Consider the following 14977-nt stretch of genomic DNA (forward strand, 5'->3'; position numbering starts at 1 on the left):
TTCAGCCAGATTGATCCTCCTTCCCGTCTGTTAATGGGGGCGGGTCCTGCCAACGTGCATCCCCGTATCCTGCGCGCCATGGCAGCGGACGTGATTGGGCAGATGGACCCGGAAATGACGGCCTACATGGATGAGACAATGGCGCTCTACCGTGAGGTTTTCCGGACGAAGAACAAGCAGACGCTGTTGGTCAACGGATCTGCGCGTTCGGCGATTGAGGCAGCGCTTGTCTCGCTCGTCACTCCGGGCATGAAGGTTGTTATTCCGCGTATTGGCCGATTTGGTCTGCTGCTGACAGAAATTGTATCCCGATGTGGGGGTGTGCCTTGCACGATTGATGTTGAGTGGGGGCAGGTCGTGCGCCCTGAACAAGTTGAAGCGGCGATCATTGAGCATAGGCCGGGGCTGGTTGCGGCTGTTCATGGGGATACATCCACCACGACCGCGCAGCCTCTCGCCGACATCGGGGCGATCTGTCGTCGTCATGATGTGCTGTTCTATGTTGATGCAACGGCTACGCTGGGTGGTATGGAGTTTGAAACTGATGCCTGGGGCATCGACGTTGCGACGGCAGGGCTTCAGAAATGTCTGGGTGGGCCGCCGGGCTCTGCGCCTATCACGCTATCGGATCGCGCAGTGGCGGCTGTTCTTGCGCGACGCCATGATGAGGCTGGAATTGCGACTGGCCAGCCGCAGGGTGAGGGGCCGGTCATCCATTCGAATTATTTCGATCTGGCGATGCTGATGAATTACTGGTCCCCTGCCAGAATGAATCACCATACCGAGGCAACCTCCATGCTCTATGCCTCACGCGAAGCTGCGCGGATTGTGGTAGAGGAAGGTGTCGCTGCGCGTGTTGAGCGCCATACGCGTGCGGGGCGCGCAATGGTGGCGGGGCTGCGGGCGATGGGTCTGCAGATCTATGGGGACGATGCGACCCGAATGTCCAACGTAACGGGGGTCTGGGTTCCTGAGGGTGTGGACAACGCCCGGGTGCGGGAGCAGATGCGGCAGGATTTTGAGATCGAAATCGTCTCGTCTTTCGGGCCATTGACCGGCAAGATCTGGCGGATTGGTGCGATGGGTGTGAACGCTCAGAAACACAAGGTCCTGCTGACCCTTGGAGCATTTGAGGCTGTGTTGGCCGGAGAAGGTTTCAAGCTGCCACGTGGTGCGGGTGTGGACGCTGCAAGGGAAGCCTGGGGCTAGACCTGTTTTGTAAGTATGTTGTCTTTGCTCTGACGTGAATTCCCGTCGGCACACCGGTTGTGCCGACGGAGGGTGGTCTGCCTATACTCGGATTTGTGCAGCTGAATGCCTATTCGTGGATCATGTCGAGGTCGTTGAAGCGGGTGAATTCGCCTTCGAAGTAGAGATGGATCGTTCCCGTCGGCCCGTGACGCTGCTTTTCGAGGATCAGTTCTGCTTTGTTATGGACGAGTGCCATTTTTCGTTGCCACTCTTCGGTGGCGATCTGGAATTTGTCCGTGCTGTCGTAAGCACTTTCCTTCGGCATGCGCTGCTGCAGGTAATATTCATCGCGGTAGACGAACATCACGGCGTCAGCATCCTGCTCGATGGAGCCGGATTCACGAAGATCAGAGAGCATGGGGCGCTTGTCTTCGCGTGACTCGACCTGACGGGAGAGCTGGGACAGTGCGATGACGGGAACCGAGAGTTCCTTGGCGATTGCCTTGAGACCCTGTGTAATCATGGAAATTTCGAGCACACGGTTATCCGGTTTCGTGCCGATGGCCGGACGCATGAGCTGAAGATAGTCGACGACGACGAGGCTCAGGCCTTTTGTTCGTGCGAGGCGTCGGCAGCGGGTTCGCATTGCTGACAGGGAGATGGCCGGAGTGTCATCGATATGAAGGGGCAGGCGCTGGAGTTCGCGGGAGACGCGTACGAAGCGATCAAACTCTTTCTGGCCGATGTCGCCACGACGGATACGCTCACCTGAGACTTCGGCCTGTTCAGACAGAATACGGGTTGCCAGCTGCTCGGACGACATTTCTAGTGAGAAGATTGCAACAGCACCCTTGGGGGGAACGCCTTCGTCTTCGGCATCACGCAGTAGGGCGCGTGCCGCTGAGAAAGCGACTTTGGTTGCAAGTGCGGTTTTGCCCATTGCAGGACGACCGGCAAGAATGATGAGATCGGAAGGGTGAAGGCCGCCTGTGCGCTTGTCAAAATCGCGTAGGCCGGAGGTGAGCCCCACGACATCGCCGGAGCGGTGGAATGCTTTTTCAGCAACGTCGATCGCACCCGTTAGGGCTTTGCCGAAAGAGACGAACCCACCTTCCTGACCTTTATCGGTGGCGAGCTTGAAAAGTGCCTCTTCGGAGGCTGCGATCTGGTCCACGCCGTCCAGATCGGGGCGCGCACCGAAGGCGTTGTTGACGACGTTTTCGCCAATGTCGATCAGTTGTCGTCGCACCCATGCATCGTGAATGACGCGGCCATAATCGCCAGCATTGACGATGCCTACCATGGCAGTCAGCAGGCGTGCGAGATATGCGGGTCCACCGGCCGCATTGAGCAGTCCGGTATGTTCGAATTCGGCACGCATTGTGACAGGGTCTGCAAGCTGGCCGCGTTCGATCCGGCGGGCAACGGCTTCGTAAATCCGGCCGTTGACCTCGTCCGAGAAATGCGAAGGTTCCAGAAAGTCTGAAACGCGCTCGTAGGCTTTGTTGTTGGTTAGGATGGCGCCAAGAAGGGCCTGTTCTGCTGCCTGACTCGCAGGAGGAGAACGGCGCAGAAGGGCACCCAGGCCATCCTTGGGGCTGGTTTCCGACACGGGGGAGGATGTTGGCGATTCGATCATATTCACTGGGTGATCTTAGCACTGGGGGCCACCGTAAGCAGCGTATGAAATGGCATCCTGTTAGTGAGCTGATGCGTTGGGATATGTGAAACCCCCGGGAAATGGCGCTTCAGCCAGCAGAAAGGAAAAACCATGGTTGATTCCAAGGATTTCCACGCGAGTCTCAAGGCTGCAAAACCGCCTGAGCGTCTGAATCGTGTTCAGCAGGCATTGTGGTGGGCCGGACGGCGGGACTGGGCACGTGCACATGAGATAGTTCAGAAGGCCGAAGGCACGAGGGACTGTGACCGTGTCCACGCTTTCCTGCATCGACAGGAAGGGGATCTGTCCAATGCGCGTTACTGGTATCGTCAGGCTGACGCACGAATGCCGGATGTGAGTATTCAGGAGGAATGGACTGAACTGGTTCGTCTTTACGTACGGTGACAGTCTGAGAGAATGCCTTCAGTGGAATCATGCTTCTGATTTAAGCGGAATTCCGGAAGGGTGAATGTATGACGATTGAATTGGCTTTTCATCAGGTTGATGTGTTTGCGGCAAGCCCGTTCAAAGGTAATCCGCTGGCTGTCGTTGTTGGTGCAGACGGTCTGACGGACGTTCAGATGACCGTAATCGCCAATTGGACCAATCTCAGCGAGACGACTTTCCTGCTGAAGCCGACGCATCCTGATGCTGATTATCGGGTCCGCATTTTTACGCCTCAGAGTGAACTTCCTTTTGCGGGGCACCCGACGCTGGGTACTGCTCATGTCTGGCTGACCTGCGGTGGTGTGCCTAGAGGCAGTGTTGTAGTTCAGGAATGCCCTGCTGGTTTGGTGCGGGTTCGGACTGACGGAGGCAGGGTGGCGTTTGCAGCCCCTCCGCTTGTGCGATCCGGGTCGGTTGAGCCTGCTGATTTGCTGAAGGCGATGGCGGCACTGCGGCTTGCGCCGGAGGCGGTTGTTGCGGCGCAGTGGTGTGACAATAGCCCTGGGTGGCTTGGGGTGCAGTTACGATCACGCGCCGAAGTGTTGTCTATTCGACCGAATTATCAGGCTTTGGTCGGGCAAAATTTGGGGGTTGTCGGGGCTTGGGATCCGGCGTTTGACGGTAGCGAGGCGCAATTTGAATTGAGGGCGTTTGTGGGCGCCGAGAACGGATTTGAAGACCCCGTGACAGGAAGCCTGAACGCGTCGATTGCCCAATGGCTGATCGGGGCGGGAATTGCACCCGCGCAGTATGTTGCCAGTCAGGGGACCACTATGGGACGTGAGGGGCGCGTCATTCTGGAGCAGAGCGGTTCGGACATCTGGGTGGGTGGTCGTGTTGTGACACGGATTTCAGGAATTATCCGGACCGAATAATATTCGACGACGCGGAGTTGTTGAGATCCCTGCCTCGTAGATCGAGGCAGGGAGATTTTAGTCTGCCTGCCAGCCATCCTGTGCGAGTGCGACGCCTGCCAGATATAGGCTTCCACAAATTAGCACCCGTGCTTTTGGAGCGTGGGGCAAGGCATTAAGGCGTGCGAGAGCTTCCTGGATCGTCGGGCCCGGCGTTGCGACATTGCCAGATGCGGCGATGATATCTTCAACTGGCATGGCAAGATGCTGTCCCGGCTCGGCAACGGCCTGGACGGATGTGGCACGGGAGACGATTGGGGCAAGAAAGCCTGAGGCGTCTTTGCTCTGCTTGACGCCAGCAATGATATGGATGGGAAGGTCTTTCCACCCGTCCATGACTTTTCCCAGAACCTCACCTGCACCGGGGTTGTGGCCACCGTCCAGATAAAGCTCCCAGCCTTCCGGGAGCATCTGTGTCAGATTGCCGTGGAGCCTTTGAAGGCGGGCTGCCCAGCGTGTGTTGGCGATTCCGGCATAGGCGGCGTCTGGAATTTTGACGTGGCACAGGCGCAGGGCTGCAACGGCCAGTGCTGAATTTTCGATCTGATGCGGGCCCGAGAGGCCGGGTAGAGGAAGCTCGAGTGCTCCGTCAGCATCTGCATAATGCAGGTGTACGCCGTCTGTGGTGATCGTCACGTCTGTGCCAACAACGCGCAGGGGGGCATTGAGGGATGCAGCTCTTGCGTGGATTGTGGCGAGGGCTTCGGGCTTTTGTGCTGCGCAGACCACAGGCACGCCCTGTTTGATGATGCCCGCTTTTTCCCCTGCAATGGCTGAGAGCGTTTCACCGAGAAATGCCTGATGGTCGAGACTGACGGGTGTGATGACGCAGACGGCCGGGTTAGGAACGACGTTTGTTGCGTCCAGTCTGCCACCAAGCCCGACTTCGAGAATGACGAGATCTGCCGGAATACGTGAGAACAGGAGCAGGCCTGCAGCGGTCAGGACTTCGAAGACCGTAATTGGGGCGCTGTCGTTTGCGCGCGCGACTTCCTCGAACGCTTCGACGAGCAGGTTTTCATCTACCAGCTTGCCTGCCAGACGAAAGCGCTCGCGAATGCTGACAAGATGCGGGCTTGTCATGACGTGGACGCGCAGGCCTGCTTCTTCCGCGATGGCGCGGAGATTTGCGCAGGTGCTGCCTTTGCCATTGGTACCCGCCACGTGAATGACGGGGGGTAGTGCGCGCTCGGGGTGACCAAGCTTTGCCAGAAGGACTTCCAGACGGTCGAGCGAAAGATCGATCAGCTTTGGATAAAGGTCCTGAAGACGAGCGAGGACCGCACCCGGGCGGCCCTCATACTCACTGGCCAGCTTTACTGGCTCGCCCTTCTGGGTGGCCATCAGGCTGCTTCTGAAGCTGCAGGCTGCTTGGTCAGCAGGCCGATGATGCGGCCAAGAGTTTCCGGCAGTTCGCTGCGCTTGGCGACGATATCCACCATGCCGTGTTCGCGCAGGTATTCGGAGCGCTGGAAACCCTCTGGAAGAGTTTCTCGCACGGTGTCCTGAATGACGCGGGGGCCAGCAAAGGCGATCAGTGCGTTGGGCTCGGCGATGTGGATATCACCGAGCATGGCGAAGGATGCGGAAACGCCGCCCGTCGTCGGGTTTGTGAAGACGACGATATAGGGCAGTCCGGCTTCACGCAGCATCTGAACACCGATGGTGGTGCGGGGCATCTGCATGAGGCTGACGGCGCCTTCCTGCATGCGTGCGCCACCTGACGCCGTGAAGACCACGAGCGGTGCTTTCTGCAGAACGGCCAGACGGCAGGCTGCGATGAAGGCTTCGCCCAGTCCTGCGCCCATGGTGCCCAGAAGATATTCGGGAGCCATGACAGCCACGACAGCTTTCTGCTGCTTGATCAGGCCGTGGGCCACGAGCAGGCCCTCGTCCAGATGGGATTTGCTGCGTGCTTCTTTCAGGCGATCCGTGTAACGCTTGGAGTCACGGAACGAGAGCGGGTCAACCGGCATCTTGGGGAGTTCGATTGTGGTGTATTCACCATTATCGAATGTCCATGCCATGCGCTCGCGGGCTTTGGCGCGCATGTGGTGGCCACAATGCGGGCAGACCTTTTCGTTGCGCTCAAGGTCCTTGATGAGGACCATCTGGCTGCAGGATTCGCAGTTGGTCCACAGGTTGTCCGGCACGTCGCGCTGAAGCAGGCCACGCAGCTTGGGTCGGACGTATTCGGTCAGCCAGCTCATGTTTCTCGTTACTCTCCGTCTGCCGTCGTTGAGGAAGGCAGCAATATGGGGGCCCGGCTGGGGCTGGGTATTGGGGCGCGTTTTTAACGCTGGTCGCCTGAATTTGCCAGCCTTCTCCTTAAACGCGCTTTTTACTGCGCTTCTGCCATGCGGGAAAGGGCAACCCAGACCCGCCAAATGCTGTTAGAACGATGACTTTCCGGAACGCATATTCCAGACGTATCCGGCCTGAAGAAGGACGCAATCATGTCGGACCGTTTTGTCAGTTTTCGTAATCCGTCAGGGCAGGGGCTCAAGCCGGGCTGGTTTATTGGCGTTGGTATATTTTTTGTTCTTCTGGGCATGCTTGCCTGGACCGACGTTGTAACCACCACGCTTGCGAGTGTGGTGATTCTGGGTGTGCTCCTGATCATGGCGGGCATGGCTCAGGTCCTTCAGAGCTTCATGCATCGCGGATTATCCGTGTCGGGGCAGTGGCTCTCAGGGATTATGGGTATTTTCTACATCATCGCAGGCTTGCTGATGATCGAGGAGCCAGCGACAGGCTCTGTATTCCTGACGGCTGTGCTCGCAGGGTGCCTGATTTTTGCCGGGTTAAGTCGGACATTCTGGGCGGCGGGCCATCGAGGACTGAGCACCTGGTGGACGGCGGCAGCAAGCGGGCTTGTGACGCTGCTGGTTGGTATTCTGTTGTACGCCACGTTGCCGTGGTCCGGGCTTTCCCTGTTTGGGACGCTTATTGCGGTAGAGCTGATTTTCGCAGGGATCGCTGCCATTTTATTTGGCATGTCCCTGCGTAAGAATGCTCTCTGAGAAACCAGTCCGGAGCCTCAGCTCCGGACTGCTGTTGCCAGTTCACGAAGCTGGCTGAGGACGCTTGGCACAGTCTGCTGTGTGGCTTTGCCATCGTGCAGTGTGGCTGCCAGCGTTTTGATCAGGGCTGAGGCCACGACTGCTGCGTCACCGATGCGCGAAGCGGTTCTTGCCTGCTCAGGTGTGCTGATACCAAAGCCTATGGCGACGGGCAGATCCGTGGCTTCGCGGATGCGCGGCAGGGCCTTTGAGAGATCTTCGGCGCTGGCGCTGTTTGTACCTGTTATGCCTGTTATGCTGACGTAATAGACGAAGCCTGAGGCCGCTTTCAGCACGTGAAAGAGGCGTGAGCGGGACGTGTTCGGCGCAACGAGGCTGATGATGTCCAGTCCGGCTTCGCGGGCGTGGTTGTCCAGAAGGTCGGCTTCTTCGGTGGGCATATCCACCACGATGATGCCGTCCACACCCGCTGCAGCAGCGTCAAAGCAGAATTTGGCAGGCCCATAGCTATCGATTGGGTTGAGATAGCCCATCAAGACGATAGGGGTGTCGTTGTCGTCCTTGCGGAACGTGCGCACCATATCGAGCACGCGCGCCATGGTCGCGCCTGCCTTCAAGCCGCGGATGGCGGCATTCTGGATCGTGATGCCATCGGCGGCCGGATCGGAGAACGGAACGCCGATCTCGATGAGGTCTGCGCCTGCGCCCGGCATTGCACGGAGCAGTTCGAGCGAAGTGTCGAAGTCGGGGTCGCACGCCTGAAGATAAGGGATCAGGGCGCCGCGGCCCTCGGCCTTGAGGGCGGCAAAACGGGCCTGGATACGGCTCACAGCTTTACTCCGAGATGGCTGGCGACGGTGAAGATGTCCTTGTCTCCGCGACCGGAGAGGTTCAGGACAATGATCTGATCAGGAGACATGGTTGGCGCGATCTTGGCGACATGCGCCAGCCCATGGGCGCATTCGAGCGCAGGAATGATGCCTTCCGTACGTGTGCAGAGCTGGAAGGCGTCCAGTGCTTCCTGATCGGTGACGCCAACATATTCCGCACGTCCGATATCGTTGAGCCAGGAATGCTCCGGGCCGATACCGGGATAATCTAGGCCCGCGCTGATCGAATGTGCTTCCTCGATCTGGCCGTTGATGTCTTGCAGCAGATAAGTACGGTTTCCGTGCAGTACGCCGGGGCGTCCGCGCGAAATGGATGCTGCTGTTTTGCCGGAATCCAGGCCGTGCCCTGCTGCTTCTACGCCGACCAGCCGGACAGAAGTATCATCGAGGAACGGGTGGAAAATACCCATGGCATTGGATCCGCCGCCGATTGCTGCCACGATGACATCTGGCAGGCGGCCCTCCGCGCGGATGATTTGTTCTTTGGTCTCGATGCCGATGATGGACTGAAAGTCGCGCACCATCTCCGGATAGGGATGTGGACCTGCGACTGTTCCCACGAGGAAATACGTATCTGCCACGTTCGCGACCCAGTCGCGCATGGCCTCGTTCATGGCGTCCTTGAGGGTGCCTGCACCCGCAGTGACGGGTTTTACCTCGGCACCAAGCAGGTGCATGCGAAAGACGTTGGGCTTTTGCCGCTCGACGTCTGTTGCGCCCATGTAGATGGTGCATTTCAGGCCGAACAGGGCGCAGACGGTTGCTGTTGCAACGCCGTGCTGGCCCGCGCCTGTTTCTGCAACGATGCGCTTTTTGCCCATGCGGCGTGCCAGAAGGATCTGGCCCATCACGTTGTTGAGTTTGTGAGACCCGGTGTGGTTCAGTTCTTCACGCTTGAGATAGATTTTTGCCCCCCCAAGCTCTTCGCTCAGGCGTCGTGCATGCCATAGCGGGCTGGGGCGGCCGACATAGTCCCGGTAGTAGTAATCCAGTTCCTCGCGGAAGCTGGGGTCAGCCTGGGCCGCACGATAAGCTTCCTCAAGTTCCAGAATCAGCGGCATGAGCGTTTCGGCGACGAAGCGTCCCCCGAAGATTCCGTAGCGGCCGCGGTCATCCGGGCCGGAACGCAAGGAATTGGGCAGGGAGGGAGTTGAAGTGGTCATGCTGCGCTCTGTTCCGCGTGAAGGGCGTGTCTGCGATACCAAGGTGAAGCCCTTGCGTCTATGCGCGAGAAGGCCGTGACTGTCTGGCGGATGCTGCTACAAAGGATTGCTCTCTCTGACTGGTGACGACAAGAGTGGGTTTCTTCTTTCCTGCCGTGAGGTGATTTTTTCATGTTTCTCGCCCGCCTTGCCGGCGTGCCGGCCCGCGAGATTGAACCGGATGACGATCTGTCTGGTATTGTCTGGATCGATTTGATTAACCCGTCTACCGAAGAGATCGACCGGGCTGAGAAAGCCCTGGGTATTCATGTGCCGCGTCGCGAGGAGCTCGAAGAAATCGAGAGTTCTTCACGCCATTATGAACGCAGCAATGTTCTTTACCTGTCATCTCCGCTTGTTCGGCGTGTGGATGAAAGTGCGTTTTCGTATCCTGTAGGTTTTGTGCTGACGGCGCAGAAACTCGTGACTGTCCGCTATTCAGACTATTACGCATTTGATGTTGTTGGCCGCGATATTGCCGAGACCGCGAATGACGGCACGCTGACTCCTGATCAGGTCATGACCCAGCTTCTGGAAGAGATGATCAATCGTCTTGCGGATATTCTGGAAGGTTTGGGCCGCACTCTGGATGATGTTTCGCGCAAGGTTTTTAATGCGGATCGTCCACGCAAGAGAGCGAACGCAGGAGAGATGCTCCGCGAAACCCTGCGTCGTCTGGGGCGGGCAGGGGATCTTGCATCCATGATCCGGGACAGTCTTCTGGGGATCGACAGGATGCTGATCTATGTTGGCGAATTGCCCGGCCATGTGCTGGTGGATGGGCTCAAGCAGCGCCTGAAGGTCGCGGGACGGGATGTGGCATCTCTGAACGACTTCGTGGCGCAGACGATGAACAAGGTGCAGTTCTTGCTGGATGCTACTTTGGGCTTCATCAATATAGAGCAGAATGACGGCATGAAGGTACTGACGGTTGTCAGTTCTGTTGGTATTGCGCCCACGCTCATTGCAGGCATTTACGGCATGAATTTCAAGATCATGCCCGAATTGTCCTGGCATTATGGCTATCAGTACAGCCTGATGATGATGACGCTTTCGATTGTTTTGCCGCTTTTGTGGTTTTGGCGCCGCGGGTGGTTTGGCGCCAGATAGCGGTTCTTCTGTTTACCAGCCTGCTTCTTTCATGCGTTCGAACGACTGTTTCTGAAGCATGAATTCCGTGTTGTATTTGATGTCGAATTCCTCGTCTGTCATGCAGATGAGGATAATCATTTCAATGAACGAGACGATTGTTGGAATGCCGGTCCAGCAGAAAAGGATGTAGAGCAGCCCGAGGATTGGGGAGCCGAGATAGAATCGGTGCCCTCCGAATGTTCCAAGGAACATTGCAAGGAGGGTTGCGATGGATTTTTTCTTCATCAGGCAGTGCTCTTGTTTCGATCGTAACGAAGGGTAACTTACCCGAGCGCGCTTTGCACCAGCTTTTCCTGTTGAGCGGTATGAACGCTTGAAAGGCCGGTTGCAGGCGATGCTGCGCTGTCACGCCCGACATATTCTGGGCGCGAGACACGATGATTGCATTCGCGCAGGGCACGTTCGATCCTGCGATCTACGAAATTCCATGCGCCGTTATTCTGGGGTTCTTCCTGACACCAGATGACCTGATCGGCGTCCGGGTGTCTGGCAAGCTGTTCGACTAACGGGTGATGCGGAAATGGGTAGAGCTGCTCCAGGCGTATGATTGCTACGTCTGCCCGGTTCTGGCGTGAGCGTTCCGCGAGTAGGTCGTAGAAGATTTTTCCAGAGCACAGGATGATTCTCTTCGCACCTTCCGGGAACTGCGGATCGGGCAGGACTGTCTGGAAGCGTGTGCGTGGACCCATTTCTTCCAGTGTCGACACTGCGTCCCGGTGGCGTAGCAGTGATTTGGGCGTGAAGACGACCAGAGGCTTGTGGCACCGGCGGCCTGTCTGGCGGCGCAGTGCGTGGAAATAGTTTGCAGGTGTCGTGATGTTGCAGACACGCATGTTGTTTTCAGCACAGAGCTGGAGGATGCGCTCTGGTCGGGCGGAGGAATGCTCAGGGCCGCCACCTTCGTGGCCATGTGGTAGCAGGAGCGTCAGGCTGGATGTACGGAGCCACTTCGTCTCACCTGAGGCAACAAACTGATCGAGAATGATCTGGGCGCCGTTGGAGAAATCTCCGAACTGCGCTTCCCACAGGACAAGCGCGTTCGTGTCCCCGAGGGAGTAGCCATACTCGAAGCCCAGAACCGCATACTCGGAGAGGGGCGAGTTCCAGATTTTTAGTGGGGCTTGATGAGGGGCAATGTGAGTGAGGGGTGTTTCTTCCGCTCCGGTGTCCTGATCCACCAGAACGGCGTGTCGCTGGCTGAAGGTGCCTCGGCGGCTATCCTGTCCTGACAGACGGACCGGGTGGCCGTCCATGGACAGTGTTCCGAAAGCGAGGGCTTCTGCTGTGGCCCAGTCCAGCGGGCCTCCTGCCTCAACGGCATTTCCGCGGACAATGATCTGGCGCGCAAGGCGTGGATGAACACTGATGTTGGCCGGGATCGTGCCGATAGCCTCGCCAACGGCGCGAAGGCGTTCAAGCGGGACGCCTGTCATGGGCTGGATGCGGTCTGGTTCATCCTGAAGGCGTGTGGGGTCCTGGGGGCCATCCAGCCAGTCTGTGGCATCGGGCTTGTACTCGGCGGCAGCGGTGTATTCCTGTTCCAGGTCAGCCTGGAAGCTGTCCCACATGCTGCTGACGTCGTCTGAGCTGAGGGCGCCTGAACGGATTAGCTGGTCAGCGTAGAGGCGACGTGTTGTCGGGCGGGCCTGAATGGCGCGTACCATTGCTGGCTGGGTGAAAGAGGGCTCATCGGTTTCGTTATGGCCGTGGCGGCGATAGCACACGACATCCAGCACGATATCGGAGTGGAATTCAGCCCGCCATTGATGGGCAAGTCCTGCGCAGCGGGCAACGGCTTCAGGGTCGTCTGCGTTGACATGGAGTACGGGCGCCTGAATGGCTTTTGCAATGTCGGTTCCGCAGACACCTGAATGCGCATCTTCGGGGATGGTTGTGAAGCCGATTTGGTTGTTGATGATGACGTGTACGGTGCCACCAGTCCTGTAGCCTGTCAGGCGGGACAGGCCGAGTGTTTCATACACCACACCCTGCCCGGCAAAGGCGGCATCGCCATGCACGAGAATCCCAAGGTGATGATTGCGCTGTGTATCACGGCTGCTGTCCTGATCCGCACGGACGCGACCCAGCACGACGGGATCAACGGCTTCAAGGTGGGATGGGTTTGGCAGGAGTGAGATACGCATTGTGCGCCCGGCATGTTCGAGCGTGGTTGCCGTGCCGAGGTGGTATTTGACATCGCCTGAGCCCTGAACATCGTCCGGCTTGAAGGATGCGCCTGCAAATTCGCTGAAAATTGCCGCGAAGGGTTTGCGCAGGATATTGGCCATGACGTTCAGGCGCCCGCGATGGGGCATGCCGAGCGATACGGATTTTACGCCGTCCCTTGCGGCTTCGTCGATCAATGTGCGCAGGGCGACGATGACGCTCTCTCCGCCCTCAAGGCCGAAACGGCGCATTCCTGTGAAGCGCTTCTGGCAAAAGTTCTCGAATCCTTCAGCGCGTGTGAGGGCGAGAAGGATGCGTGTTGGAGACAGGGGACTTTCGGGTGTGCTGTTTTCGAGCTTGTCGATCCACCATTGCCGCTGGTCTGGGTCTTGCAGATGCATGAACTCCGCGCCGATGGAGCCGCAGTAGATTTTGCGCAGACGTGCCAGCAGGTCCCTGTCTGCGCCGGGCGGATTCAGTTCACGCAATTCCGGGAGCGGGCGGATTCCGAGTGGGTCCAGTCTGGCAGCGCTGTGGCCGCGCAGACGGAAGGCATTACGCAAAGTCTCCGAACCTGTCTCGGGGGCATCTGCCGGAGCTTTTTCCGTGGCGAGGGCGTCGAACAGGGCTGCAAAAGTGGGGTCAACAGATGTCGGGTCAGCCTGCCAGCGCGCATGAAGCTCCGCCAGATAGACGGTATTTGCGCCGTTGATTGCGTCCCGATCGTCGCGATGATCGCCCATGAAACTCGTCTCCTGCCAGCGAGGGGGCGGACCTTAGCGGATTGGAATAGTCCGGCCAACGAAAGAAGGATGACGATGCATTAAGGTATGCTGAAGGCGCGTTTCAGGACATCCAGCCTGCGCTGGCGTGCACGTTGCGCCACGGGTGCATCCGGCTGGACGTCAAAGGCGTGATAAGTGCCGGGGAAGAGGTCCAGCTCGACCGAAATCCCGCTGTGAATGAGGCGCTGTGCATAGATCAGGTTTTCATCAAGGAAGAGATCCAGCGCGCCGGTGCTGATATAGGCGGGGGGCAGATTCGTGAGGTCTGTTGCGCGTGCCGGAGCAGCGTAGGGGGAGATGTCCGGGCTACCGGGAAGTTCCGGGCTGAGAAGGACTTCCCATGCATAGGTATTGCTGGCACGGGTCCAGACGAACTCGCCACCAACGGGCGATGCGTCTGCCTGCCCGTTGACGGTGCGGTCGTCCAGCATCGGGTATACCAGATCCTGAAAGATGGGACGCGGACCTTTGAGGTCGCGGGTCATCAGGGCCAGAGCCGCTGCGAGACCGCCACCAGCGCTCTCGCCTGTCAGTGCGATCCTGCTTGGATCAATACCGAGGCTGCCTGCATTTTCTGCCATCCACAGAAGTGTGGCGTAGCAGTCTTCGACGGGTCCGGGAAAAGGTGTTTCTGGGGTCAGACGGTAGTCGGGGGAGACGACGACACAGTCCAGTTCATGAGCGAATCGGCGCAATGTGCAGAGGCTCTGTTCCGGAAGCCCGGCGAGGTAGCCGCCGCCGTGGAGATGCAGCAGGGCGGGGCGGTCCTGCTTCGTGTGCTTTGGGTGGACGATGAGGAGCCTGATGTCCGGGGCGCTCTTAAGGCCCGGGATAAGGCTTTCCCTAACGGTGAGGGAGTAGTTATCGGCTATATTGCTGGCAGTGTTTGCGCGCTCCTGCATCAGGGTGCGCACGGCAGAAAGTGTTAGTGGGGATACGTCTTCTCTCGGGTTATCGAGCAGGAACTGACGAAGTTCAGGCAGGACGAGAGGAAGAGTGTTCATGGAAGCGCTTTCTGTAGGGTCCGGGATGATATTAAGACGCTTAACGTGCGGACGATCCTAGGGTTGGAATACGGGATTTTGCATGTCTGCCACAGAATTGCCGCAACTTTTGTAGTTCGAGAGTCGTCATACCCCTGCCGATATATGGAAAACGGCATTGGTCGGGGGTCAGGCGAATGCGTGCTCTTCTGCTGCTTTTTGTAGGTTTAACAGGTGTTGTTGCGCCCGCTGTACAGGCGCAGGACGAGGCGCATATGGATGGCAGGATCATGCTGCATGCCGATGCTGCTGGCCTGTCGGGTGTGGACAGGCGTCTGATCGTGTGCAGGAAAAATGCTGGTGTCCTGCGGACGACGTGGGTCGTCCCAGCTGAACCTGTAGTGAATCATCCTCAGGTCTGTAATGGGGGCGCCAACCGACTTGGTGCCGGATATGTGCGTTATCTTTCCACGAACCGTGTGACGAAAGGTCATCCGCGTCTTAGGGGGTGAACAGGTCACCGCTCCTGATATGCCGGGAATGGCACTTGTCGGCAAAGAAAGG

General features: G+C 58.2%; 14 protein-coding genes. 6 read left to right on the forward strand and 8 right to left on the reverse strand.

Annotated features, from left to right (window positions below; all coding sequences use genetic code 11):
* The first annotated feature begins 33 nt into the window (after window positions 1-33).
* Entirely contained in the window at window positions 34-1209 is a 1176-nt protein-coding gene (locus tag GWA01_RS08050) for a pyridoxal-phosphate-dependent aminotransferase family protein (RefSeq protein ID WP_228118570.1), read from the forward strand.
* Window positions 1210-1318: 109 nt separating this feature from the next.
* Here GWA01_RS08050 and GWA01_RS08055 read toward each other — a convergent pair whose 3' ends face one another.
* A complete protein-coding gene (locus tag GWA01_RS08055; protein ID WP_146797661.1) occupies window positions 1319-2830 on the reverse strand; it encodes a replicative DNA helicase in 1512 nt (503 codons plus the stop codon).
* A gap of 132 nt (window positions 2831-2962) precedes the next feature.
* Between GWA01_RS08055 and GWA01_RS08060 the strand changes: the two genes are divergently transcribed.
* Both GWA01_RS08060 and GWA01_RS08065 read left to right on the forward strand, forming a co-directional pair.
* Window positions 2963-3256, forward strand: coding sequence for a hypothetical protein (locus GWA01_RS08060; protein WP_146796084.1), 294 nt, complete (start codon window positions 2963-2965; stop codon window positions 3254-3256).
* 68 nt (window positions 3257-3324) lie between these two features.
* Entirely contained in the window at window positions 3325-4173 is an 849-nt protein-coding gene (locus tag GWA01_RS08065) for a PhzF family phenazine biosynthesis protein (RefSeq protein ID WP_146796087.1), read from the forward strand.
* A gap of 57 nt (window positions 4174-4230) precedes the next feature.
* Here the strand turns inward: GWA01_RS08065 and GWA01_RS08070 are convergent, their stop codons facing one another.
* Complete coding sequence (locus tag GWA01_RS08070) at window positions 4231-5556, reverse strand: bifunctional folylpolyglutamate synthase/dihydrofolate synthase (RefSeq protein ID WP_146796093.1); 1326 nt, start codon at window positions 5554-5556, stop codon at window positions 4231-4233.
* Window positions 5556-6422: an acetyl-CoA carboxylase, carboxyltransferase subunit beta gene (gene accD, locus GWA01_RS08075; RefSeq protein ID WP_146796096.1), complete on the reverse strand. Its 867-nt coding sequence runs from the start codon at window positions 6420-6422 to the stop codon at window positions 5556-5558. Before accD ends, GWA01_RS08070 begins: the two co-directional genes overlap by 1 nt.
* A gap of 246 nt (window positions 6423-6668) precedes the next feature.
* Between accD and GWA01_RS08080 the strand changes: the two genes are divergently transcribed.
* Window positions 6669-7235 (forward strand): HdeD family acid-resistance protein, encoded by a 567-nt coding sequence (locus GWA01_RS08080; RefSeq protein ID WP_146796099.1) that lies wholly within the window; start codon window positions 6669-6671, stop codon window positions 7233-7235.
* Window positions 7236-7252: 17 nt separating this feature from the next.
* Here the strand turns inward: GWA01_RS08080 and trpA are convergent, their stop codons facing one another.
* The gene (trpA, locus tag GWA01_RS08085; protein ID WP_146796102.1) at window positions 7253-8065 is read right to left on the reverse strand and encodes a tryptophan synthase subunit alpha; all 813 of its coding nucleotides are present in this window, start codon (window positions 8063-8065) and stop codon (window positions 7253-7255) included.
* Window positions 8062-9288 (reverse strand): tryptophan synthase subunit beta, encoded by a 1227-nt coding sequence (trpB, locus tag GWA01_RS08090; RefSeq protein ID WP_146796107.1) that lies wholly within the window; start codon window positions 9286-9288, stop codon window positions 8062-8064. The genes trpA and trpB overlap by 4 nt, the downstream gene beginning before the upstream one ends.
* A 171-nt stretch (window positions 9289-9459) precedes the next feature.
* Between trpB and GWA01_RS08095 the strand changes: the two genes are divergently transcribed.
* Window positions 9460-10437: a magnesium transporter CorA family protein gene (locus GWA01_RS08095; RefSeq protein WP_146796110.1), complete on the forward strand. Its 978-nt coding sequence runs from the start codon at window positions 9460-9462 to the stop codon at window positions 10435-10437.
* Window positions 10438-10449: 12 nt separating this feature from the next.
* On the opposite strand, the gene GWA01_RS08100 is transcribed toward GWA01_RS08095, so the two are convergent.
* The 3 genes from GWA01_RS08100 to GWA01_RS08110 form a co-directional block, all read right to left on the reverse strand.
* Entirely contained in the window at window positions 10450-10704 is a 255-nt protein-coding gene (locus tag GWA01_RS08100) for a TM2 domain-containing protein (protein ID WP_146796113.1), read from the reverse strand.
* Between the two features lie 38 nt (window positions 10705-10742).
* Window positions 10743-13388, reverse strand: a complete 2646-nt coding sequence (locus GWA01_RS08105) for a 2-oxoglutarate dehydrogenase E1 component (protein ID WP_146796116.1) — start codon at window positions 13386-13388, stop codon at window positions 10743-10745.
* 80 nt (window positions 13389-13468) lie between these two features.
* Complete coding sequence (locus tag GWA01_RS08110) at window positions 13469-14434, reverse strand: alpha/beta hydrolase (RefSeq protein WP_146796119.1); 966 nt, start codon at window positions 14432-14434, stop codon at window positions 13469-13471.
* A gap of 176 nt (window positions 14435-14610) precedes the next feature.
* On the opposite strand from GWA01_RS08110, the gene GWA01_RS08115 reads away from it, so the two are divergent.
* On the forward strand, window positions 14611-14925 hold the full coding sequence (locus GWA01_RS08115; RefSeq protein ID WP_146796122.1) for a hypothetical protein: 315 nt from the start codon (window positions 14611-14613) through the stop codon (window positions 14923-14925).
* The last annotated feature ends 52 nt before the right edge of the window (window positions 14926-14977 follow it).

Source organism: Gluconobacter wancherniae NBRC 103581 (assembly GCF_007988885.1).
Lineage (GTDB): Bacteria > Pseudomonadota > Alphaproteobacteria > Acetobacterales > Acetobacteraceae > Gluconobacter > Gluconobacter wancherniae.

Bases quoted from the DNA above. Each gene is read 5' to 3' on its own strand.
- GWA01_RS08060 (WP_146796084.1), top strand. From the start codon at position 2,963: ATGGTTGATTCCAAGGATTTCCACGCGAGTCTCAAGGCTGCAAAACCG.
- GWA01_RS08110 (WP_146796119.1), bottom strand. From the start codon at position 14,434: ATGAACACTCTTCCTCTCGTCCTGCCTGAACTTCGTCAGTTCCTGCTC.
- GWA01_RS08065 (WP_146796087.1), top strand. From the start codon at position 3,325: ATGACGATTGAATTGGCTTTTCATCAGGTTGATGTGTTTGCGGCAAGC.
- GWA01_RS08105 (WP_146796116.1), bottom strand. From the start codon at position 13,388: ATGGGCGATCATCGCGACGATCGGGACGCAATCAACGGCGCAAATACC.
- GWA01_RS08080 (WP_146796099.1), top strand. From the start codon at position 6,669: ATGTCGGACCGTTTTGTCAGTTTTCGTAATCCGTCAGGGCAGGGGCTC.
- accD (WP_146796096.1), bottom strand. From the start codon at position 6,422: ATGAGCTGGCTGACCGAATACGTCCGACCCAAGCTGCGTGGCCTGCTT.
- GWA01_RS08055 (WP_146797661.1), bottom strand. From the start codon at position 2,830: ATGATCGAATCGCCAACATCCTCCCCCGTGTCGGAAACCAGCCCCAAG.
- GWA01_RS08095 (WP_146796110.1), top strand. From the start codon at position 9,460: ATGTTTCTCGCCCGCCTTGCCGGCGTGCCGGCCCGCGAGATTGAACCG.
- GWA01_RS08050 (WP_228118570.1), top strand. From the start codon at position 34: ATGGGGGCGGGTCCTGCCAACGTGCATCCCCGTATCCTGCGCGCCATG.
- GWA01_RS08115 (WP_146796122.1), top strand. From the start codon at position 14,611: ATGCGTGCTCTTCTGCTGCTTTTTGTAGGTTTAACAGGTGTTGTTGCG.
- GWA01_RS08070 (WP_146796093.1), bottom strand. From the start codon at position 5,556: ATGGCCACCCAGAAGGGCGAGCCAGTAAAGCTGGCCAGTGAGTATGAG.
- trpB (WP_146796107.1), bottom strand. From the start codon at position 9,288: ATGACCACTTCAACTCCCTCCCTGCCCAATTCCTTGCGTTCCGGCCCG.
- GWA01_RS08100 (WP_146796113.1), bottom strand. From the start codon at position 10,704: ATGAAGAAAAAATCCATCGCAACCCTCCTTGCAATGTTCCTTGGAACA.